Raw genomic sequence first — 22,332 nt, forward strand, 5'->3', positions numbered from 1 at the left:
CCTCAGGCGCAATCCTGCTGCAGGTGCCACAGCACGCTGTTGGCGAAGACGGCATCGGCCCAGTCGGCCGTCTTGAGCACCGGCCGTTCCGCAGGGGTTTGCGCCCCGGGCGGCACGGCCTGCACCTCGTAGGCCGACAAGGCCTTGTCGTAGCCCAGCTGGAAGCGCGTCCCTTTGAGCAGGACCACGGTCTCTCCGCGGTCCGCGCCTGATTCGACCACCACCACCAGCTCACATGCGCCCGTCAGCCGGTAGGTCCAGGTGCTGCGGTCGGCCGCGCGCCGGCCCATGGTGTTGAGCGATTTGAGCAACTGCCCCGTGCTCATCAGCTGGGGCTCGACCGGCTCGCGCTGCGGCGGCGGGTAGCCGTCCGTGCATCCGCCCAGCAGCAGCATCGCCAGCAAGGCTGTGGCGCCCACGGCACGGCGCAGCCCTTCCGCCACGCGCCCCGAGCCGCCAGAACATCCCGGAAGGCTCATGGCCGCGGCTCCTGCTCGTCGGCATCGGCATTGGCCTGCACATCAGACTCGGCCGCCACACAGCGCGCGGCCAGCACCTTGTCGATCTTCTTGCCGTCCATGTCCATCACCTCGAAGCGCCAGGCTTCCCAGGTGACGACATCGCCTTCGCTGGGCAGGCGGCCGGTGAGCAACATCATCATCCCGCTGAGGGTGTGGTAGCGGCCCTTCTCCTCTTCGGGCACCTCGTCCAGGCCCAGCCGCTCCTTCAGATCCTGCACGGGGATGTGGCCGTCCAGCAGCCACGAGCCGTCCTCGCGCTGGCGCGCCCAGGCCGAAGCCGGGTCACTCGGCTGGAACTCGCCTGTGATCACCTCCACCAGGTCATGCAGGGTGACGATGCCCAGCACCTCGCCGTACTCGTCGATGACGAAGGCGATGTGCACATCCGAGGCGCGGAAGTTCTCCAGCAGCTCCATGCCGGTCAGTGTCTCGGGCACGTACAGGGCGGGCTGCACATGGGGCAGCAGCTCATGGCCGCCACCGCGCACCACCGAGGCCAGCAACTGGCGCGCATCGACCAGGCCGACGATGTTGTCCAGGCTGCCCTGCACCAGCGGGAAGCGGGCATGCGCGCTCGATTCGATGCGGCGCAGGTTCTGCTCGAAGGGCAGTGACTGGTCCAGCACCACCACCTGGCTGCGCGGCACCATCAGCGAGGCAATCTGGCGGTCATCGAGCCGGAACACGTTGCGCAGCATGGTGTGTTCGGACGATTCGATCACGCCGGCACTCGTGCCTTCGGCCAGCACGGCGTGGATCTCTTCTTCCGTGACGTTGAAGCTGGCGCGCTCCTTGGCCCCCAGCAAGCGCAGCAAGGTGTTGGTGGACACGGTGAGCAGCCGCACGAAAGGCTTGGTGGCCACGGCCAGCATCGCGATGGGGCGCGCCACCAGGCGGGCCACGGCCTCGGGGTTGTTCTGCCCCAGGCGCTTGGGCACCAGCTCGCCCAGCACGATGGAGAAGTAGGTGATGAGCACCACCACCAACGCCGTGGCGGATACATGTGCGTACTCGGCGGGCACGCCAAGCTCCAGCAGCCACTGGCCCAGCGGGCCGGCCAGTGCCGCCTCGCCGACGATGCCGTTGAGCACGCCGATCGAGGTGATGCCGATCTGGATGGTGGACAGGAAGCGGGTGGGATCCTCACCGAGCTTGATGGCGGCCCCGGCGGCGCTGTCGCCTTCGTCGAGGTACTTCTGCAGGCGTGCCTTGCGGGCCGTGACCAGCCCGATCTCGGACATGGCGAACAGACCGTTGAGCACGATGAGGAACAGTAAAAGGGTGATTTCCATGAAAGAAGGAGGCGTCGGACAGAAACTGCCGCCCGGAAGGTGCGTGATCAGATCAGCGCGGATGAGCCGGCTGCGCCAGGGGCTGGCGCGCGAGCCTCGAGCGGCGGTAGCAGCGATCCGGCGTGGCCAAAGGTGCGGGCACAGGGGCTTGAAAGCCCCGCCGCCCCATGCGCGCGGATCGCGGAGAAGATCAGGCGGACGAAGGGGGCCGCATCAAGCCGCCCAGGTAGGGCCAAGCGGGCAGGCGCTCGGCCTGCGGGCGCGCCCAGGTGCGGGCCCTGTCCGCCAGATCCCAGGCCAGCCACACGGGCTGGGGCAGCTGGTCGGTGAACAGGGCGCTCGACGGCGCATCCTGCAGCGCACTGGGGCGCAGGTCGTCGATGACGCTTTCTTCCAGGGAGATGCCGTCGGCCGTGTCAATGACGGCCACCAGCGGGGCATCGGCCAGCAGGCCGCGAAGTGGTGCGGCGGCGCTGACCAAGGCAGCACACAACAGCATCAGACTCGCCAGGGCGGCGATGATTCTTCGACCCATGATGGGTGAAAGTATACCGAGGCCGGCCAGGACGGGCAGGCCCCACAATGCAAAACGGCCTGCGTGCCGATCTTCAATAATCCTTCCACACGGTCACCCCATGAACCATGCAGCCCCCGGCCCCGACGGCATCCTGCGTTGCCACTGGTGCCTGAGCACGCCAGAATACATCGCGTACCACGACCACGAATGGGGCTTCCCGGTGGTAAACGACACCCGCCTGTTCGAGAAGATCTGCCTGGAGGGTTTCCAGTCGGGCCTGAGCTGGCGCACGATCCTGGCCAAGCGGGAGAACTTCCGCAAGGCGTTCAAAGGCTTCGATGTCGACAAGGTGGCTCGCTTCACCGAACGCGATGTCGAGCGCCTGTTGCAGGACACCGGCATCGTGCGCCACCGGGGCAAGATCGAAGCCACCATCCACAACGCGCGCTGCGCCCAGGCCCTGGTGCGCGAGGCCGGGTCACTGTCCGCGTACTTCTGGCGCCATCAAGGGCTCGACCCGTCGGATACAGAACCGCAGACGCGCTCCACCTCCCCCACCGCCATCGCCTTGTCCAAGGACCTCAAAAAGCGCGGCTGGAAGTTCGTGGGGCCGACGACGGTCTATGCCTTCATGCAGGCCATGGGGCTGATCAACGACCACGCCACCGATTGCGCCGCACGGGTCGAGGCGGCACGCGCCCGCCCGGGCTCCTGACACCGCAACAGGCCAGCCAGGCCCGCACCGCGTGGCCCAGGTAGCGGTCGGTGGCCCACACATGCGCCACCACCCAGGACAGCTCGCGCGCCGGCAGGGCCCGCACCACCAGGTGCGGCGGCAGGGTCAAGCGCTGCAGCAGCGGCTGGGGCAGCACCGCCGTGCCCATGCCCGATTCCGCCATCGACAGCAGGAAATCCCACTGGCTGCTCTGCGCCACCACCTTGGGGTGGGGGCCACGCCCGCCTGCCGCCAGGCCTCGCGCAGGTGGCGCCCCAGCGCGAAGCCTTCGGCGGGCACCACCACGGGCAGGCCATCCAGGTGGGCCAGGCCCGGGCGCTTGAGCCTCGCCCAGGGGCATCGGCCGTGGCCACCAGGCAGATGGGAAAGCGCCCCAACTCGGCCGTGGCCAGCTTGCTGACCGCCACGGCTGATTCGGGCGCATGCAGGGGCAGCACACTCACGCCTACCTCCAGCTCACCGGCTGCCACACGCGCCTCGATCCCATCACCGCCGGCCTCTTCCACGTTCAGCGCCACGCCAGGGTGCCGCGCCCGAAAACGCTGGATCAGTGGCGCTTCAGCCCGGCATCAGCCTTGAACTCGTCGCTGTGCTTGCGGCGCCGCTGGCGAGCGCCCGCTTGTTGATCGGGAGTAATATTCACGTGTCCACCAGGAGTTGAGGTGGACACGAGGCTCCTATGCGCCTAGCCGATCTTCAAGATGGCCGGACTGGACGCTCACCCTGATCCTGCTTCGGTTGTTGATGGGTTGAGGGCGCCGCCTGACTGCGAACACGGATGGGGTGCTGCCACTCGGCCTGCATTAGCAGCCATCAAGGCCCCCCACGCCACCTCAACCCGCAGCGCGCTTGCTCAGGATCTCGAAGGCCGGCAGTGTCTTGCCTTCCAGCACTTCCAGGAAGGCACCGCCGCCCGTCGAGATGTAGCTCACATCCTTCTCGATGCCGTACTTGGCGATTGCAGCCAGCGTGTCACCACCACCCGCGATGCTGAAAGCGCTCGATTCGGCGATCGCGCGCGCGATCGTCTCCGTGCCATGGGCAAAGGCATCGAACTCGAACACGCCGACTGGACCATTCCACACCACCGTACCAGCCTGCTTGAGCTGCGCAGCCAGTTTGGCCGCCGTCTTCGGGCCGATGTCCAGGATCAGATCGTCATCGTCCACCTCGGTCGAGGCCTTCACCGTCGCCGGCGCATCGGCCGCGAAGGTCTTGGCCACCACCACGTCCTCAGGGATGGGCACCTCGGCGCCACGCGCCTTCATGGCGTCGATCACCGCCTTGGCCTCGCCCAGCAGGTCCGGCTCGGCCAGCGACTTGCCGATCTTCAGGCCCGCAGCCAGCAGGAAGGTGTTGGCAATGCCGCCACCCACGATCAGCCCGTCCACGTTCTTGGCCAGCGATTGCAGGATGGTCAGCTTGGTCGACACCTTGGAGCCAGCCACGATCGCCACCAGCGGGCGCTTGGGCGCTTCCAGGGCCTTGTTGATCGCATCGATCTCGGCGGCCAGCAGCGGGCCCGCACAAGCCACCTTGGCGAACTGGGCGATGCCGTAGGTCGTGCCCTCGGCGCGGTGAGCCGTGCCGAACGCATCGTGCACGAACACATCGCACAGCGCGGCCAGCTTGCGGGCCAGCTCTTCGTTGTTCTTCTTCTCGCCCTTGTTCAGGCGGCAGTTTTCCAGCAGCACCACCTGGCCGGGCTTCACGTCCACGCCGTCCACCCAATTGCTCACCAGCGGCACATCGCGGCCCAACAGTTCGCCCAGGCGCTTGGCCACCGGGGCCAGCGAATCTTCCGGTTTGAACTCACCCTCGGTCGGGCGCCCAAGATGGGACGTCACCATCACCGCGGCACCGCCCTTGAGTGCCAGCTCGATCGCCGGCACCGAGGCGCGCACACGCGTGTCTTCCGTGATGTTGCCCGCATCGTCCTGCGGCACGTTGAGGTCGGCGCGGATGAACACACGCTGATTGGCCACTTTGCCCTGGGCCACGAGATCTTCTAGTCGGAGAATGTTCATAGAGGCGGATGAGCAGAAACAGTTTGTCCCTGAATGGGAAACCCGCATTGTAGGCAGTCCGCCCTGAACAATTGCCTCACGGGCTAAAACGGTTCGGTTGCGGGAAGGTGGAGCAGAGTTGGTTGACTCGGCGGCCCAGTTCACCGATGGCCCAGGTCATCAGGGCGCGCTTTACGGCAGACGCCACCAACTCCATTTAGAACTATGGGACCCTGGACATACTCCAGGGCCCCATATTCCTTTACGACACGTAGCAAGAGGACGGCTTGCCAGATTGCTCGGATTCAATGAGCAAGCAAATGCTATCCCCGCCGTTCGACGGAGCGGTGACTGGCGGTGGTCCGTTTGGAGTTGGGGGGCTTCTATCCGACGGTAAACGCGGCTTTTAGAGGTAGTCCGTTCTTGCTGAGCCATCTACCAAGGAAGGTACCAAGGATGGTGCTGCCTGGCTCCTGCACTGGAACTTCTGCCGATCGGCGAAAGGTGATGACGCCGGACAGCGCATCAAAGGTTGCTGCGCCCGCATTCACCAAATCGCGCACGGCAGCAATACTCTCCCTGCTTTCGCGCACGAAGAGCTGGCTCCCCTCAAGAATCTCCACGGTCCGTTTGATCGTTGAAGCGATTCGCAAGCTAGCCACGTAGCCAGGCCGCCCAGCCAAGCTTTCCTGCTTGTGGGTGTAGACAGCCGCGGGGTTGGGCTGAAACACATCCACGCCTGCAAAGCGCAGAACCTCACGAACTGGTGCCAGATAGGCTTCCACAAAGTGCTCGTCGTGGCCACCAAGTGGTCCATACGCACCACCAACCGCAGGCTCCAAGTCATAGCGATTGGCCGCCAATGCCCACTCGCGGAATCTCTGTTCAATGCGGCGAGCATGTGCCAGGTTCATCCAATCACCCGCTGAGGTGAACACAAGTGCAAGCGCCCACCCATTCGCCCCAAATTCACGGGATGCATCATGCGTGGAAAGTGCTTCGATGTGCGCAATGCCAAGAGTTCGATGTTCCGGCTGCTGTCGCTCGAAGTCGTCAGCGTGTAGCAGGCACACACAGGAGGTCCGAATGCTCTCGGCACCTTCTTCACGCTGCACCGCCAGCCAATCGGTATAGGCTTCCCGGGACATCTTCAGGATACGGCCATCCCATCCCGCAGCCGTAATTTCCAGCTTGCCGGGATGGTCCGTTGCTCCGATGAGGACGTGCTTCATAACCATGGTCAGCACATCGCCTATGCGGCTAATCGGAATCGGCCCATCATCTCGTTGAGCGTCACGGCCTGCTGCTTGAGCGCATCTGCCGCCGCAGAAGACTGCTCTACCAGCGCAGCATTCTCCTGGGTCCACGCATCCAGCTCACCAATACCAGCGGCGACTTCCTGGACATCCTGCGCCTGTTCGGTTGACCGTGCGTTAAGCCCCTTCATCATCGCAGCCACCTGGTGAGCGCCTGTCAACACCTCATCCATCTCCGCTCGCGCTGCGCCAACCAGCTTGCTGCCATGCTCGACTTGTGCCACAGCGCCCTTGATGACGCTCGCTATGTCCTTTGCGGCCATCGCGGAGCGCTGAGACAGCTGCCGCACTTCGGCCGCAACCACGGCAAAACCTCTTCCCTGCTCTCCGGCACGCGCCGCTTCGACAGCAGCATTCAAGGCCAGCAGGTTCGTCTGGAAGGCGATGGCATCGACCACGCCAATCATTTCAGAGATCTGTTCAGAGCAAGCCTTGACCTTGGACATGTTGGTCACGACGTCTTGAACGATTGCTCCGCCCCGTTGAGTAGCCTGCAGCGACGCCAGGCCGAGATCAGCAACCTTTTCAGCCTCCGTACGAGACTGAGCCACGATGACGGAGAGTTCTTGCATGGTCGAGGCCGTCCGCTGAAGTTCAGCGGCTGCTCGCTCTGTTCGCTGTGACAGATGCAGGCTTCCCTGGGCGACTTCAGAGCTTGCACCCAAGATGGCATCACCAGCGCTTTTAACTCCGGCAACCACGTCTCTCAGGCTGGCTTGCATCTTGGCCAGGGAGCGCAGCAGCGCGCCCAGTTCTCCGTCGCCAGATGTGTCAATGCGGTGAGCAAGGTCTCCGGCCGCAACCTGGTCAGCTATAGCGACGGCATCCATGAGTGGCCTGCTGATGGAGCGGATCACAAACCAAATGGCCGGAATGAAGATGGCCAGACATGCCCCAGCAACGGCGAGCAGCAGTACAAGCCGACTGGAAGCCACTGCGGACACATCATGTGCACGCGCCGTGGCCTGCTGCTGCAACTGGCTGGCCAAGGCTTCAACCAGCGGGTCAGCCTTGTGCATAAGCGCCTTGGCTGGAGCCATCTGCTCATTGCCCTCAGAAGCCATCACGATTTGTCCATTGATGGTCTTCTGGAGCACTTCCCCTGCGTGCACCTCATATCTGCCCATAAGGTCCAGGATTTCGCTGGTCGCACCTGGGGCAGACAGCTCTTGGAGCCTTTGAAGGTCGCTCTTCGTCGCCTTCACCGACACCTTCCACTTATCCTGGTACCGCTTGGCTTCATCGACGTTGTCGATGTTGAGCAGCACATCCTTCTCATATCGCCGGATGTCCCCCATGCCCTGCCTGAGCTGCACAAGGTGAGCGAGTTGCTCGAACTCGCCTGTGCGGAAGGTATCGAACTGATTGCTTAGCTGCTTCACGCTGGTCGCGCCAGCCAAGCAGACAATAGCAAGCGCTATGACGACGAGCCCGGAAAGAGTGGCGAGACGGGCACGGATGGAACTACGCGAGAACAACAGCACAGGAGACAACCTACGAGGATACAACCCTAGGGTTATCGGCAATGCTGTTTTCGGACTTGATGTTCTCGCACAGTGAATTTCGCTTCTGCCGCGTCATTGCTGCCTTTTGCGTGGAAGACGACTCCGAAGCGGCAAATCGCCACCGAACTGCCACATTCTCGTCACGAAGCAAACACGGTCTTGTGAGCGCTGTGGAACACCTTCCAGACGGCAGAGTCGCCTCAGTCGGCAATGCGTGCGATAAGCCCACCCCTCTCCAGCTCACAGACAACACTATCCGGAGAAGATTGCTCGATGGACAGAAGGTTTACCAACCAGTCGGCGGTCGTTAACCATTAACCACCCGAAGCAGCTTGGTGTGCCTTAAGAGCGCAAGTCTTTCTCAAAACTCCTGACTTTTCTCACTCACTCTTGACGCTGACATCCACACCTGCATGCGCCGCCTGCTGGTCGGCGTGGTAGCTGGAGCGCACCATCGCGCCCACGGCCGCGTGCGTGAAGCCCATGGCTTCGGCCTCGCGCTCGAACATCTTGAAGGTGTCCGGGTGCACATAGCGGCGCACCGGCAGGTGGTGGCCGCTGGGGGCCAGGTACTGGCCGATGGTGATCATGTCGATGCCATGCTCGCGCATGTCGCGCATCACCTGCAGGATCTCTTCGTCCGTCTCGCCCAGGCCCAGCATCAGGCCGCTCTTGGTGGGCACGTGCGGCGCGAATTCCTTGAAGCGCTTGAGCAGGTTCAGGCTGTATTGGTAGTCAGAGCCTGGGCGGGCTTCCTTGTACAGGCGCGGCACCGTCTCCAGGTTGTGGTTCATCACATCGGGCGGCGCGGCCTTGAGGATCTCCAGCGCGCGGTCCATGCGGCCACGGAAATCGGGCGTCAGGATCTCGATGCGGGTGTTGGGCGATTGCTCTCGCACCTGGCGGATGCACTCCACGAAGTGGCCGGCACCGCCGTCGCGCAGATCGTCGCGGTCCACGCTGGTGATCACCACGTAGCTCAGCTTGAGCGCGCCAATGGTCTTGGCCAAGTTGGCGGGCTCGTCCACGTCGAGCGGATCGGGGCGACCATGGCCCACGTCGCAGAAGGGGCAGCGGCGGGTGCACTTGTCACCCATGATCATGAAGGTGGCCGTGCCCTTGCCGAAGCATTCGCCGATATTGGGGCACGAGGCCTCTTCGCAGACCGTGTGCAGTTTGTGCTCACGCAGGATCTGCTTGATCTCGTAATAGCGGGTGTTGGGCGAGCCAGCCTTGACGCGGATCCAGTCGGGCTTTTTCAGCACCTCGCCAGCGGGCACGATCTTGATGGGGATGCGTGCGGTCTTGGCCTGGGCCTTCTGCTTGGCGGCGGGGTCGTACGTGGCGGCGGGCGCCGGCACGGGATCGTTCAGGTTCGTGGACATGGGCTGCAGGCGGCCCTGACCGCGGGGACGACGCGGAAACCAAAGAGCCGAGCCGTCACTGTAGCCGATCAGGCTTTCGGACGGGGGAATGCCCGAGCCTGCCGGAGGTGTGGACTTCCACAATGCGCCCTGTCGCACGGGGCTCATTCAGCCGGTTGCCCGCGCCCCTGGCCGAAAAGATCAGTTCAAGGCGCCAGCCAGGCCTCCAGCTTGGCGGCCAGCAGGCGGGCCACCTCGTCCGGGTCGGCCTGGATGCCCAGGGTGGCCAGGTCCACCGTGCGCAGCCCGGCATAGCCGCAGGGGTTGATGCGCTGGTAGGGCGACAGGTCCATCGCCACGTTGAGCGACACGCCGTGATAGGTGCAGTGCCGGGTCACCTTGATGCCCAGGGCCGCGATCTTGCCCAGACCCTTGAAGGGATCGCGCGGATCGGGTGGATCGCTCAGGGCCGCGTGAGCACCGGGATCATCCAGCCTCACATAGATGCCGGGGGCGCCCGCCAGCCGGTGCCCGGTCACGCCCAACGGGGCCAGGGTGCGGATCACGGCCTCCTCGATGCGGTACACGTATTCCTTCACGAAGTAGCCGCGCCGGCGCAGGTCCAGCAGGGGGTAGCCCACCACTTGGCCGGGGCCGTGGTAGGTGACCTGGCCGCCGCGGTTGCTCTGCACCACGGGGATGTGGCCAGGCCCCTCGGGGTTGAGCAGCACATGGCCGGCCTGGCCCGCCAGGCCCTGGGTAAACACCGGCGGGTGCTGGCAGATCCACAAGCGATCAGGCATGTCCGGGCTGCGCGATTCGGTGAACTCGCGCATGGCGCCGTAGGTGGACTCGTAGGGAACCACCCCCAGGAATTCGGTGAGCAAGGACGTGGACATGCGCCGGTTGTACCACCGACCGCACGGGCTTGCCGGGGTGGGCTCAGGCGCCAGCGCGACGCTGGAAGAGTTGCCCCGGCAGCCGGGCCACCTGGCCCGCCAGTTCCAGTTCGAGCAAGCGCACGCCCAGATCGGCCGGGCCGAAGCCGGTGCGGGCGGCCAGCGAGTCCAGACCGACCGGGTCGTAGCCCATGGCGCTCAGCAGCGTGTCTTCGATGCTGGTGTCATCGTCGGCCTGGCCAGGCAACTCGCCTGCGCCTGCGCTGGCAACAGGCGCTACGGGATTGGCCGACTGGCCCCAGTGCAACTCGTCCATCACGTCCTGCGCCGTTTCCACCAGCTTGGCGCCCTGCTTGATCAGCGCATGGCAACCGCGTGACTGCGGTGCGTGGATCGAGCCGGGAATGGCGAACACCTCACGCCCCATCTCGGCCGCCAGGCGGGCGGTGATCAGCGAGCCAGACTGCACCGCGGCCTCCACCACCAGGGTGCCGCGCGTGAGCCCCGCCACGATGCGGTTGCGCCGAGGGAAGTTGGGGGCCAGCGGGGGCGTGCCCAGCAGGCATTCACCCAGCAGCAGCCCCTGGTTGGCGATGCGGTGCGCCAGTGCGTGGTGCTTGCGGGGGTAGACGCGGTCCAGGCCGGTGCCTACCACCGCAATGGTGCTGCCCGCCGATCCGGCGGCATCCGGTGCATCACTCGGTACATCACCCATCGCCGCCAAGGCGCCTTCGTGGGCGGCGCCGTCAATGCCATCGGCCAGGCCTGACACCACCGTCAGGCCCGCCGCACTGAAAGCCTGCGCGAACGCCTTGGCGTTGTCGCGCCCTTGCTCGGTCGGGTGGCGGCTGCCCACGATGGCGATGGCCGATGCGTGCAGCAACGCCAGCCGGCCTTGCGCGAACAGCACCAGCGGCGGATCAGCAGCCTCCAGCAAGGCGCTAGGGTAACGGGGATCGGCCAGGGTCAGCGCCGCGCGCTCGGCAGTGTCGCCAGCGTCCTCCGGCGCCGCGTGCAGCCAGTCCCAGGTGGCCTGGACATGCGCCTCCAGCCCCTCGGGCTCATCAGCCAGGCCCTTGCGCTCACGCGAGGGCAGCAATTCGGCCCAGGCTGCCGGCCCAGCCTCGAACACGGCCTGGGGCGAGCCCAGCGCAGCCAGCAAAGTCCGGGCAGACGCCGGGCCCAGTTTGGGCGTGAGGATCAGGCGCAGCCACGCCCGCAGTTCATCAAGGGTCAGGGTCAAGGGCAGCCGCCCCAGCGGGCGCCAGCGTCAAGAGGTACTGCGATGGATGAAAAAGGCCTTTGCCCCCGCCCCATCAGGCAGGCATAGCAAAGGCCCGTATACACCCCGGAAGGCCCCGGAAAGCTCAGGGCGGCAACTCAGGGCTGAGTGAAGCGGTCGCCAGGCTTGACCGGCTCCTGCACCTGCAGGATCAGGGCGTAGGACACACGCTCGAAAGTACGGAACACATAGAGCAGTCCGTGACGCTCATCAGGCAGCTTCAAGGTGGCCTTGTCCGCATCGGTCGAGTCCTTGATCACGCGGCCATCGCGCCACAGCGCCAGCACGTGGCCGCGTTCGATGCCATCGGCCTTGCCACGGTTGATCGACACGATCTGGTTCTGCCCCGCCGTGAGCGCCTCACCATACAAGGAGACGATCTGCCCGGCGATCTCGGTTTGCGGCGCATGTGGCACCGCAGTGTCGAAATCACGGGGGGGCACGGGTGCCAGGCGGTCACCCATCATGGCTTCCTGGCGGGTGCTGGTGATGGTGATGGTGGAGGGGATCACCAGCGGCTTGCCATCGGCGCCGGTACCTTCGGCGCCCAGGCGCACCAGATCGGCCGCCCCCACATAAACGGCCTCGTAGCCCAGCACCTGCTGGGTGGTCGGGTCACGCAGCGGCTTGGGCTCGCGGAACAGGCGGAACTCGCGGCGCCCTTGGGTGTCACCACGGATGTAGGCAGTTTCACCACGGGAGACAATCACGCGGCCTTCCTGGGTGGCCACCACACGTGGAGCGGTCAGCAACTCGTTGCCGTCATTGAAGATAACGGCTTCGTTGAAGAAGGGCTCCAGCAAATGCAGCGGCACCGTGGTGATCGCATCGTTGGGATCGGTCTCACGCACACGGGGCGACAGACGCACATCCCCGTTGGGGCTCAGCGGCTGGCCCAGGCGCAGACGCGCCCGACCGTTGGACTTGTCCAGGTAGAGCACCTGCCCCGGGAAGATCAGGTGGGGGTTGCGGATCTGCTGCAGGTTCATGCCCCACAGTTCCGGCCAGCGCCAGGGGCGCTTGAGGAACAGGCCCGAGATGGCCCACAGTGTGTCGCCGCGCTTGACGGTGTAGGAATCCGGCGCGTTGGGCGCCAGTTCGGACAGCGGCACCCCGGCCTCGGCCACCTGGCTGGCGGTGGCTTTCTGCTGCGCGGTGATCGGAAAGTTGGGCGCCGTCTGGGCCTGCACGGCTTGCGCCACGCCCCCCATCAGCATCAGCACTCCGATCGCCTTGGCCATGGACAGGGCATTGCGTGTCTTCAAAACAGTCTCCAAGTCGTCCTCCCGACCCCTTGTTTCGCACCCGGCTTGACGGCCAGACCGCCCAGACAGGACGACCACGCGGGGAAGCACTGTTTTCAGCGCGGATCCGGGAGATTCGGCACAATCCGGTCAATGATCGTTGGATTCTGCCCGGAAATTGCAAGCTGCGGCAACGCGGGTTGCCCTGTGTTACCGTGGCGCCCCTCCGCTGTGGCAGCTTCGCCCATGCCCGGCGTTGCATCGATTCCACACCGAACCCGTCCGTTTTCAGTCTGCGCACCATGGCCCTGCTGACCATCCTCCGCTACCCCGACCCGCGCCTGCACAAGGTGGCCAAGCCCGTGGCGCAGGTGGACGACCGCATCCGCCAGTTGGTCGACGACATGCTCGAGACCATGTACGACGCCAAGGGCGTGGGCCTGGCCGCCACCCAGGTGGATGTGCACGAGCGCGTGGTCGTGATCGACACCAGCGAGGAGCGCAACGACCCGCGCGTGCTGATCAACCCCGAGATCATCGGGCGCAGCGACGAGATGATCGTCTGGGAAGAAGGCTGCCTGTCGGTGCCCACCATCTATGACAAGGTGGAGCGCCACGCCCGCGTGCGCGTGCGGGCCCTGGGCCGCGACGGCCAGCCCTACGAATTCGACGCCGACGACGACCTGCTCTCGGTGTGCGTGCAGCACGAGCTGGACCACCTGATGGGCAAAGTGTTCGTGGAATACCTCTCCGCGCTCAAGCGCAACCGCATCAAGACCAAGCTGCAAAAGCGCTCCAAAGAAGACGACGAAGCCGCATGAAAGCAGGCATGAAGCTCGTCTTTGCCGGCACGCCGGAGTTCGCCCGCGAAGCCCTGGCCGCCCTGCACGCCGCCGGTTTCCAGATCGCCCTGATGCTGACCCAGCCCGACCGGCCCGCCGGCCGCGGCATGAAGCTGCAGGCCTCACCCGTGAAACAGTTCGCGCTGGAGCACGGAATCCAGGTGGCCCAGCCGCACAGCCTCAAGCTCGACGGCAAGTACCCGGATGAGGCCGCCGCCGCCAAGGCCCTGCTCGAATCCGTGGGCGCCGACGTGATGGTCGTGGCTGCCTACGGCCTGATCCTGCCCAAGTGGACGCTGCAACTGCCCCGCCTAGGCTGCCTGAACATCCACGCCTCGCTGCTGCCGCGCTGGCGCGGCGCCGCGCCCATCCACCGCGCCATCGAGGCGGGCGATGAGGCCACCGGCATCACCATCATGCAGATGGACGAAGGCCTGGACACGGGCGACATGCTGCTGATCGAGCGCGAGCCCATCCGCCCCGACGACACCACCGCCGTGCTGCACGACCGCCTGGCCACGCTGGGCGGCCGCCTGATCGTCGAGGCACTGGAACTGGCCGCCTGCGGCGGCTTCACGCCCCAGCCCCAGCCCGCCGAAGGCGTCACCTACGCGCACAAGATCGAGAAGGCCGAGGCCGCCATCGACTGGCACCAACCCGCCGCCGAGATCGAACGCCGCGTGCGCGCCTTCGACCCCTTCCCCGGCAGCACCTTCGCCCTGGGCAGCGACACCATCAAGCTGTGGCGCACCAGCGTGGTGCAGGCCAGCGGCACCCCGGGCGAGGTGCTGCACGCCCAGGGCGACACCCTGGTGGTGGCCTGCGGCGAACAGGCCCTGGCCCTGCACACCTTGCAGCGCCCCGGCGGCAAGCGCATGCCCGCCAAGGATTTCCTGCAGAACGCTCCGGCCGGCCCGCCCCCGCACCTGGCCTGAAAGCCCCTGCCTACCTGGCGTGCCTCCTGCATGCCGTTCAAGGAAACGCCGGGCCGCCCCAAGTTTCCTTGTCCCCCGCGGGGGGCGGGTCGGGCTCAGCCCGGCCCTGGGGGCACTTAGAAGAACTGAACAAAACCTGAACCGGGCTTGAACTTCCGGAATTCGCCCGTATCTACCCCGGTGCCGCCATGTGGCGGTTCACCGGCTTCGCCAGAAGGAGCCCGCCTTATGTTCAACATGATGAAAACCGCCATCCTGATGGCGGCGATCACGGCCCTGTTCATGGCCATCGGCGCCATGATTGGCGGCCGTACCGGCATGGTGCTCGCGCTCGTCGTGGCGCTGGGCATGAACTTCTTCAGTTACTGGTTTTCGGACAAGATGGTGCTGAAGATGTACAACGCCCGCGAGGTGGACGCCACCACCGCGCCGCGTTTCTACGCCATGGTGCAGGAGTTGGCCGCCAAGGCCGAGCTGCCCATGCCCAAGGTCTACCTGATCAACGAGAACGCCCCCAACGCCTTCGCCACCGGCCGCAACCCCGAGAACGCGGCCGTGGCCGCCACCACCGGCATCATGCAGGTGCTCAGCGAGCGTGAACTGCGCGGCGTGATGGCACACGAGCTGGCCCACGTCAAGCACCGCGACATCCTGATCAGCACCATCAGCGCCACCATGGCCGGTGCCATCTCGATGCTGGCCAACTTCGCCATGTTCTTCGGCGGGCGTGATTCGGAAGGCCGCCCGGCCAACCCCATCGCCGGCATCGCCGTGGCCATCCTGGCCCCGCTGGCCGCCAGCCTGATCCAGATGGCCATCAGCCGTGCCCGCGAGTTCGAGGCCGACCGAGGCGGCGCCGAGATCAGCGGCGATCCGCAGGCCCTGGCCAGTGCGCTCGAGAAGATCCACCGCTACGCCCAGGGCATCCCGTTGGAAGCCGCCGAGCGTCACCCCGAAACGGCCCAGATGATGATCATGAACCCGCTGTCCGGCGGCGGGCTGCGCGGCCTGTTCTCCACCCACCCGGCCACCGAGGAGCGCGTGGCGCGCCTGATGGCCATGGCCCAGGGTGGTGCGCGCGGGGGCTGACGCTGCCCGGAAAAGCGTGATGTATTGACGGTTTATTCCCGTCAGAATTTGGTCAAAGCATCCGATAACTCGTAAGGCCCCGGCCGTCGGCATCACCGACGCCGCCGGGACTTACAAGGGCGCTGGATGCTGTCAAAGATCAACAAGGCCAAAACCGAATCCGCGTGGCTGAAACGAGGTGCGTGGGGCGTGCTGCTGCTGGGCATGGCCGGCAGCGTGCTGCTGTGGCAACGCACAGCGGCAGAACTGCGCACGCAATCGGACGCGGCCTTCGCCAGCAGCACCCGGCAACAGGCCGATGCCCTCCAGCGCCAGCTTGACCGCTACACCGATCTGCTCAGCAGCTTCCAGGCGATGTACCTGGTGGACGGCGACGTCAGCCGCGCCGTCTTTCACAACCGCTACCTCACCCTGCGCAAGAGCACCGACTACAAGGCCCTGATGGCCGTGCAGTTCGCGGAACTGGTGCCCCACGAGCGCAAGCAGGCCTTCGAAGACAGCGTGCGGGCCGACCGCAGCGTCGACCCCAAGGGCTACCCGGGCTACACCATCTACCCGGCCGGCCAGCGCCCCACCTATGTGGCCGTGAAGTACAGCGAGCCCATGGCCGGCAATGAAAAGGCCATGGGTTTCGACATCGCCGGCGAGGCCCCGCGCCGCGCCAACCTCGAGGCCGCGCGCGACAGCGGCAAGGTGATGGTGTCCCCCCCGATGGCACTGGTGCAACTGGCACAGGACCGCACGGGCTTCGTGATCCGCCTGCCGGTGTACCGCGCCGGCATCACGCTGGACACCCAGGCCGCCCGGCGCAAGGCCTACATCGGGCAGATCACCGGGGTGTTCCGCGCCTCCGACCTGATGCGCCAGGTGCTGCCCGCCGCCCAGTGGCAGCAGATGCAATGGCGTGTGAGCGACCTGGGGCCCGTCGACGCCGTGGCCCAGCCCGGCCCAGGCGCGCCCCTGTTCGACAGCGCCAGCCAAGGACAGACCAACTTCGACGCCAAGGCCAGCACCGCCGCGCTCGAAGCCAACCACTACCGGATCGATGTGGGCGGGCGCCACTGGCAAGTCAGCTTCGTGCGCCCCACCGTCAACCAGTCGCAGCAGCCTTACCCGCTGGCCCTGCTGATGGCCGGCGTGCTGGCCTCGCTGGGCCTGTGGTGGGCCGTGCGCAGCGCCGCCAGCCGGCACGAGCTGGCCGCGCAGATGGCGCAGGAGATCAGCCGCAAGGCCCGCGAGAGCGAGCAACAACTGCGCTCCGTGGTGGACCACACCGTCGACGGCATCATCGCCATCGGCGAAGACGGCCGCATCCACAGCGTCAACCAGGCGCTGTGCCGCATGTTCGGGCGGGGCGAGATCGCCATGGTGGGCCAGCACCTGAGCCTGCTGCTGCCCGCCGCTGCGGACGGCGCCCTGCAGCAAGGCGGCGTGGAGGCTTTCCTCAAGGCGCAGCACGTGGGCTTGATCGGCCTGGGCCGCCGCGCCGAGGGCCTGCGCGCCAATGGCCAACACTTCCCCGTGGACCTGGCCATCAGCACGATGGAACAGGACGGCGAGACCCAGTACATCGGCATCGTGCGTGACCTGAGCGACCAGGCCGCCGCCGAGCTGGCCGTGCTGGAAGCCCAGCGCCAGCTCAACGAGGTCGACGAGATGCGCCGCGTGATCGTGCACCACGCGCCCTACGCCATCCTGATGCTCAACCGCCATGGCGTGATCCAGACGGTAAACCCTGCGGGCGAGGCACTGCTGGGCTACCGCCTGAACGAGCTGATCGGGCAAAGCACCGCGCAACGCTTCTTCGATGCGGACGAGGTGGCCGACCGCGCGCGCATGCTCGCGCTGCGCCTGAACCAGCCCGTGCCCGAACTGAACGTGCTGACCCACCTGGCCGAGGAATCACCCGGCCTGCCCAGCGAATGGACCCTGGTGCGCGCCGACGGCCGCCACCTGGTGGCCGAGATCACGGTGACCGAGCTCAACGACGAGATGGGCAACCTGACGGGCTACCTGGCCATGGCGCAGGACGTGACCCTGCGCCGCGAGGCCGAGCGCCAGCTGCAGCACATGGCCATGCACGACGCGCTGACGGCCCTGCCCAACCGCAACATGCTGCAGGACCACCTCAAGGCCGCCATGGCCGCGGCCGACCGCGAAAACCATGCGATGGCCCTGATGTTCCTGGACCTGGACCGTTTCAAGAAGATCAACGACAGCCTGGGCCACCACATCGGCGACAGCGTGCTGATCGAGGTGGCGCGCCGCCTGCGCACCGCCATGCGCACCAGCGACATCGTGGCCCGCTTGGGCGGTGATGAATTTGTGGTGCTGCTGCCGCAGATCGCCGAGGAAGCCGATGGCGAGCGCGTGGCGCAGAAGGTGCTGGACCTGTTCACCGAGCCGCTGCGCGTGGGCCCGCACGAACTGCGCGTCACGCCCAGCGTGGGCCTGGTGATCTACCCGCAGCACGGCGTCGATGCCATCACGCTGATGCGCCATGCCGACCTGGCCATGTACCGCGCCAAGAACAACGGCCGCAACCGCATCCAGGTCTACAGCGACAAGATGGAGTCGCCCACCGCCGACACCCTGGTGCTGGAAAACGACCTCTACAAGGCACTGGAGCGCAACGAGCTGCGCCTGCACTACCAGCCGCAGTTCGACTGCGCCAGCGGCCAGATCACCGGCGCCGAGGCGCTGCTGCGCTGGGAGCACAAGGGCAAGCTGGTCTCGCCCGCCGAGTTCATCCCGCTGGCCGAAGAATCCGGCCTCATCGTCGAGATGGGCGCCTGGGTGCTGCGCGAGGCCTGCGCCAAGGCCCAGGCCTGGCGCAGCAAGACCGGCTGGCCGCTGCGCATCGCCGTGAACCTGTCGGCCGTGCAGCTCGACCAGCACGGCATCGCCGCCACCGTGGCCCAGGCCCTGGCGGAGACCAGCCTGCCGGCCACCGCGCTGGAGCTGGAGATCACCGAAAGCGTGGTGGTGCGTGAATCACTGCGCGCCGCCGACATCCTGGCCGAACTGCGCGCCCTGGGCGTGAGCATCGCCATCGACGACTTCGGCGTGGGCTACTCCAGCTTCGCCTACCTGCGCGAGCTGCCGGTGGACCGCTTCAAGCTGGACCGCAGCTTCCTGAGCTCGGTGCCGCAATCCGAGGGCGACAGCCGCCTGGCCGCTGCCCTGATTGCCATGGCGCACCGCCTGGAAGTGGGCATCGTGGCCGAAGGCGTCGAAACCGAAGCACAGAAGGATTTCCTGCGCGACCACGGCTGCGACGAAGCCCAGGGTTACCACCTGGGCCGCCCGATGAAAGAAGACGACTTCGAAGCCTTGCTGGTGCGCCATGCACGCGAATGCAGCACCTTCGATGCGGACAATCTTCACGCTCGCGCCTGAAATCATGCCCACATAAGGGCATTGCCTCCCCAGGCTGCTCAAGACCGTTCTACGCTGCACCGATATGGCTTCAGTGGATTCAAGACCCTGAATCCGAGCCATTTCGCCGTGTGGAAAACTGGGCATGCATCAAACACCCGGGCGTTTAGCCCGATGGTCTCGCCGCTGGATCGCCTTGTCCTGGATCACCATGATCGGGGGACTGGTGTTGAGCGTACTCGCCTGGGCCTACGCCGCACACCAGGTCCAGCACGGCGCCGACGAGCTGTTTGAAAGCACCGCCCGCGACAAGGTCGAGCGCCTGCAGGCCTCGGTCAAGAAACACCTGGACCTGCTGCACAGTTTCCAATCGGCCTTCATCGCCTCGGACCAGGTCGACCGCGCCGCCTTCCAGCGCCTGCACCAGCTCTCTTACACCAAGGAAGGCTACCCAGCCCTCGTGGCCGTGCAGTTCGCCCGGCTGATCAGCGAGGCCGACAAGCCACGCTTCGAGCAGGAGCACGCCATCCACCCGCCCGGCCAGCGCGCCGTGTACCTGCCCGTGGTGTACGTGGAGCCCCGCGCGGGCAACGAGCAGTTGCTGGGCTACGACCAGATCTTCGAAGCCACCCGGCGCACCGTGATGGAACGCGCCCGCGACACGGCACACCCGCAGGGCTCCGGCCCGGTGCGGCTGGTCTCGGGTGGCCAGCAGGCCTCGGGCTTCGTGGTGCGCCTGCCCGTCTACCGCGCCAACATGCCCATCGACACGGTCGAGCATCGCCGCCAGGCCCACCTGGGCCAGGTCGGCGGCGCCTTCCAGACCGACAAGCTGGTGGCCACCGTGCTGCCGCCGGCCGCCTGGCCCGACTGGCACCTGCGCATCCAGGATCTGGGCCCGGCCGAGGCCCCCGTCGGCACCGCCGCCGTGCCCGCCCTGCTGTTCGACAGCGCGCGCCAATCCAGCGCGGCCTTCCAGCCCGGCACCAGCCCCGCCCCAGAAGACCGCCGTCACATGGTCAGCGACATCGCCGGACGCCACTGGGAGATCACCCTGACGCGCCCCGCCGTGACACCCTGGCGCCAGGCCTACCCGCTGTCCGTGCTGGCCGCGGGCGTGCTGGGCACCATCGGACTGTGGTGGGCCGTGCGCGGCATCGGCACGCAACAGCGCCAGGCCGCCGAGATGACGGAAGATCTCAGCCGCCGCGCCCGTGCCAACGAACGGCGCCTGAGCAAGGTGATGGACAGCACCATCGACGCCATCCTCACCGTGGACCCGCGCGGTACGGTGCTGTCGGCCAACCATGCGGCACAAGCCATCTTCAATGGCGAGGCCTCGCTGGACACCGAGCTGTGCCCCTGCCCCATCGCCGAGCTGATTCCCGCGCCCAAGAGCTGCCCGCCCGGCGCCGACATGCCGCGCTACCTGCAGGCCCAGGGCCTGGGCGTGATGGACGTGAGCCGCCGCCTGCAGGGCCAGCGCCGCGATGGCGAGAGCTTCCCGCTGGAGCTGAGCGTGAGCCCCATGGTGCTCGACGGCCAGACACAGTACGTGATGGTGCTGCGCGACCTGACCGAGCAGCACGCCGCGGAGCAGGCCGCGCTGGCCGCCCAGCGCCAGCTCGACGAGGTCGACGAGATGCGCCGCGTGATCGTGCACCACGCGCCCTATGCCATCCTGGTGCTCAACCGCCAGGGCATCGTGCAGGCCATCAACCCGGCCGGCGAGACTCTGCTGGGCGTGAGCGCGCAGGAGCTGATCGGCCGCAGTTCCACCGAGCGCTTCTTCGACCACGATCAGGTGCGCGACCGCGCCCACCTGCTGGGCATGCGCCTGAACCGCGAGATCAAGGACCTGGAGGTGCTGGCCCACCTGGCCCGCGATTCGGCCGGCGTGCCCAAGGAATGGGCCCTTCAGCGCCCCGATGGCCAGCAGATCATGGCCGAGCTGTCCGTCACCGCGCTGCGCGACGAGCGTGGCCGCATGACGGGCTTCCTGGCCATGGCCCAGGACATCACCGCCCGCACCGAGGCCGAGCAGCAACTGCAGCACCAGGCCCAGCACGACGCGCTGACCGGCCTGCCCAACCGCAACATGCTGCAGGAACAGCTCAAGAACGCCGTGCTGCACGCGGAACGCCAGCAGCAGCCCCTAGCGCTGATGCTCCTGGACCTGGACCGCTTCAAGAAAATCAACGACACGCTGGGCCACCACATCGGCGACAACGTGATCCTGGAAGTGGGCCGGCGCCTGCGCACCGCCATGCGCACCAGTGACATCGTGGCCCGCCTGGGCGGCGACGAGTTCGTCGTGCTGCTGCCGCAGATCTCGCAGATGGACGATGGCGTGGTCGTGGCGCACAAGGTGCTCGAACTCTTCTCCGAGCCGCTGCGCGTGGGACCGCACGAGCTGCGCCTGACACCCAGCATCGGGCTGGTCGTCTACCCCACGCACGGCACGGACGCCGCCACCTTGATGCGCCACGCCGACCTGGCCATGTACCAGGCCAAGAACCATGGCCGCAACCGCGTGCAGGTCTACACGGAGCAGCTCAACGCGCTCACGGCCGACACCCTGGTGCTGGAAAACGACCTCTACAAGGCGCAGGAGCGCAATGAACTGCGCCTGCACTTCCAGCCGCAGTTCGATTGCGCCAGCGGCCAGATCATCGGCGCCGAAGCGCTGCTGCGCTGGGAGCACGATGGCAAGCTGGTGCCGCCGATGGACTTCATCCCCTTCGCGGAAGAGACCGGCCTGATCGTGCCCATGGGCGAATGGGTGCTGCGCGAAGCCTGCACCAAGGCCCAGGCCTGGCACCAGCGCACCGGCTGGCCGCTGCGCATCGCGGTGAACCTCTCGGCCGTGCAGCTCGAACACACCGACATCGCCAACACCGTGGCGCGCGTGCTGACCGAAACCGGCCTGCCACCCACGCTGCTGGAGCTGGAGATCACCGAAACCGTGGTGGTGCGCGAATCCCTGCGCGCCGCCGACATCCTCACGCAGCTGCGCGCACTGGGCGTGAGCATCGCCATCGACGATTTCGGCGTGGGCTACTCCAGCTTCGGCTACCTGCGCGAACTGCCGGTGGACCGCTTCAAGCTGGACCGCAGTTTCCTGATGGCCGTGCCGCAATCCGAAGGCGATTGCCGCCTGGCCGCCGCGTTGATCGCGATGGCTCACCGACTGAACGTGGGCATCGTCGCCGAGGGCGTGGAGAACGAAGAGCAGCTCGCCTTCCTGAAGGACCACGGCTGCGACGAGGCCCAGGGCTACTACCTGGGCCGCCCGATGAGGGAATGCGCCTTCGAGACCCTGCTGGTGGCGCACAGCCGCCAGCACGCCGAAGCGCTCAGGCCCATCACGCGCACGGTGAACCCCGCATCGGCCTGAGGCCCACGG

General features: G+C 66.5%; 17 protein-coding genes and 1 pseudogene. 6 read left to right on the forward strand and 12 right to left on the reverse strand.

What is annotated here, in order from left to right:
- Nucleotides 1-2: 2 nt before the first annotated feature.
- The 3 genes from WAQ08_RS08520 to WAQ08_RS08530 form a co-directional block, all read right to left on the reverse strand.
- A complete protein-coding gene (locus WAQ08_RS08520; RefSeq protein ID WP_422190919.1) occupies nt 3-479 on the reverse strand; it encodes a hypothetical protein in 477 nt (158 codons plus the stop codon).
- A complete protein-coding gene (locus WAQ08_RS08525) occupies nt 476-1,813 on the reverse strand; it encodes a hemolysin family protein (protein ID WP_422190921.1) in 1,338 nt (445 codons plus the stop codon). Before WAQ08_RS08525 ends, WAQ08_RS08520 begins: the two co-directional genes overlap by 4 nt.
- A gap of 190 nt (nt 1,814-2,003) precedes the next feature.
- Nucleotides 2,004-2,312: a hypothetical protein gene (locus WAQ08_RS08530; protein WP_422190923.1), complete on the reverse strand. Its 309-nt coding sequence runs from the start codon at nt 2,310-2,312 to the stop codon at nt 2,004-2,006.
- Between the two features lie 136 nt (nt 2,313-2,448).
- On the opposite strand from WAQ08_RS08530, the gene WAQ08_RS08535 reads away from it, so the two are divergent.
- On the forward strand, nt 2,449-3,045 hold the full coding sequence (locus WAQ08_RS08535; RefSeq protein WP_422190925.1) for a DNA-3-methyladenine glycosylase I: 597 nt from the start codon (nt 2,449-2,451) through the stop codon (nt 3,043-3,045).
- Here the strand turns inward: WAQ08_RS08535 and WAQ08_RS08540 are convergent.
- The 9 genes and pseudogenes from WAQ08_RS08540 to WAQ08_RS08580 all read right to left on the reverse strand — a co-directional run bounded on the left by WAQ08_RS08540 (nt 2,981) and on the right by WAQ08_RS08580 (nt 12,679).
- Nucleotides 2,981-3,406, reverse strand: coding sequence for a LysR substrate-binding domain-containing protein (locus WAQ08_RS08540; protein ID WP_422190927.1), 426 nt, complete (start codon nt 3,404-3,406; stop codon nt 2,981-2,983). The two genes, WAQ08_RS08535 and WAQ08_RS08540, sit on opposite strands and share 65 nt — an antisense overlap.
- Nucleotides 3,324-3,617 (reverse strand): annotated as a pseudogene (locus WAQ08_RS08545) (LysR substrate-binding domain-containing protein); the annotation flags it as partial. The pseudogene WAQ08_RS08545 and the gene WAQ08_RS08540, both read right to left, overlap by 83 nt.
- A gap of 282 nt (nt 3,618-3,899) precedes the next feature.
- Nucleotides 3,900-5,093, reverse strand: coding sequence for a phosphoglycerate kinase (locus tag WAQ08_RS08550; RefSeq protein ID WP_422190929.1), 1,194 nt, complete (start codon nt 5,091-5,093; stop codon nt 3,900-3,902).
- A gap of 362 nt (nt 5,094-5,455) precedes the next feature.
- Nucleotides 5,456-6,304: a hypothetical protein gene (locus tag WAQ08_RS08555; RefSeq protein ID WP_422190931.1), complete on the reverse strand. Its 849-nt coding sequence runs from the start codon at nt 6,302-6,304 to the stop codon at nt 5,456-5,458.
- 20 nt (nt 6,305-6,324) lie between these two features.
- Nucleotides 6,325-7,872 carry a methyl-accepting chemotaxis protein gene (locus WAQ08_RS08560; RefSeq protein WP_422190933.1) on the reverse strand — a complete coding sequence of 516 codons (1,548 nt, stop codon included), beginning with the start codon at nt 7,870-7,872 and terminating at the stop codon, nt 6,325-6,327.
- 401 nt (nt 7,873-8,273) lie between these two features.
- Complete coding sequence (gene lipA / locus WAQ08_RS08565) at nt 8,274-9,278, reverse strand: lipoyl synthase (RefSeq protein WP_422190935.1); 1,005 nt, start codon at nt 9,276-9,278, stop codon at nt 8,274-8,276.
- 185 nt (nt 9,279-9,463) lie between these two features.
- Nucleotides 9,464-10,156 (reverse strand): lipoyl(octanoyl) transferase LipB, encoded by a 693-nt coding sequence (gene lipB, locus WAQ08_RS08570; RefSeq protein ID WP_422190937.1) that lies wholly within the window; start codon nt 10,154-10,156, stop codon nt 9,464-9,466.
- A 43-nt stretch (nt 10,157-10,199) separates the two neighbouring features.
- Nucleotides 10,200-11,393, reverse strand: a complete 1,194-nt coding sequence (gene dprA, locus WAQ08_RS08575; protein WP_422191001.1) for a DNA-processing protein DprA — start codon at nt 11,391-11,393, stop codon at nt 10,200-10,202.
- A 143-nt stretch (nt 11,394-11,536) separates the two neighbouring features.
- Nucleotides 11,537-12,679 carry a LysM peptidoglycan-binding domain-containing protein gene (locus tag WAQ08_RS08580; protein WP_422190939.1) on the reverse strand — a complete coding sequence of 381 codons (1,143 nt, stop codon included), beginning with the start codon at nt 12,677-12,679 and terminating at the stop codon, nt 11,537-11,539.
- Nucleotides 12,680-12,984: 305 nt separating this feature from the next.
- On the opposite strand from WAQ08_RS08580, the gene def reads away from it, so the two are divergent.
- The 5 genes from def (at nt 12,985) to WAQ08_RS08605 (ending at nt 22,323) form a co-directional block, all read left to right on the forward strand.
- Nucleotides 12,985-13,503 carry a peptide deformylase gene (def, locus tag WAQ08_RS08585; protein WP_422190941.1) on the forward strand — a complete coding sequence of 173 codons (519 nt, stop codon included), beginning with the start codon at nt 12,985-12,987 and terminating at the stop codon, nt 13,501-13,503.
- Between the two features lie 8 nt (nt 13,504-13,511).
- The gene (fmt, locus tag WAQ08_RS08590) at nt 13,512-14,459 is read left to right on the forward strand and encodes a methionyl-tRNA formyltransferase (protein ID WP_422190943.1); all 948 of its coding nucleotides are present in this window, start codon (nt 13,512-13,514) and stop codon (nt 14,457-14,459) included.
- A gap of 228 nt (nt 14,460-14,687) precedes the next feature.
- Nucleotides 14,688-15,548, forward strand: a complete 861-nt coding sequence (htpX, locus tag WAQ08_RS08595; protein ID WP_422190946.1) for a zinc metalloprotease HtpX — start codon at nt 14,688-14,690, stop codon at nt 15,546-15,548.
- Between the two features lie 126 nt (nt 15,549-15,674).
- Nucleotides 15,675-18,947 (forward strand): bifunctional diguanylate cyclase/phosphodiesterase, encoded by a 3,273-nt coding sequence (locus tag WAQ08_RS08600; protein WP_422190948.1) that lies wholly within the window; start codon nt 15,675-15,677, stop codon nt 18,945-18,947.
- A gap of 175 nt (nt 18,948-19,122) precedes the next feature.
- A complete protein-coding gene (locus WAQ08_RS08605) occupies nt 19,123-22,323 on the forward strand; it encodes a bifunctional diguanylate cyclase/phosphodiesterase (RefSeq protein ID WP_422190951.1) in 3,201 nt (1,066 codons plus the stop codon).
- The last annotated feature ends 9 nt before the right edge of the window (nt 22,324-22,332 follow it).

Source organism: Aquabacterium sp. (assembly GCF_049274795.1).
In the GTDB taxonomy this organism is placed as follows: Bacteria; Pseudomonadota; Gammaproteobacteria; order Burkholderiales; family Burkholderiaceae_C; genus Aquabacterium.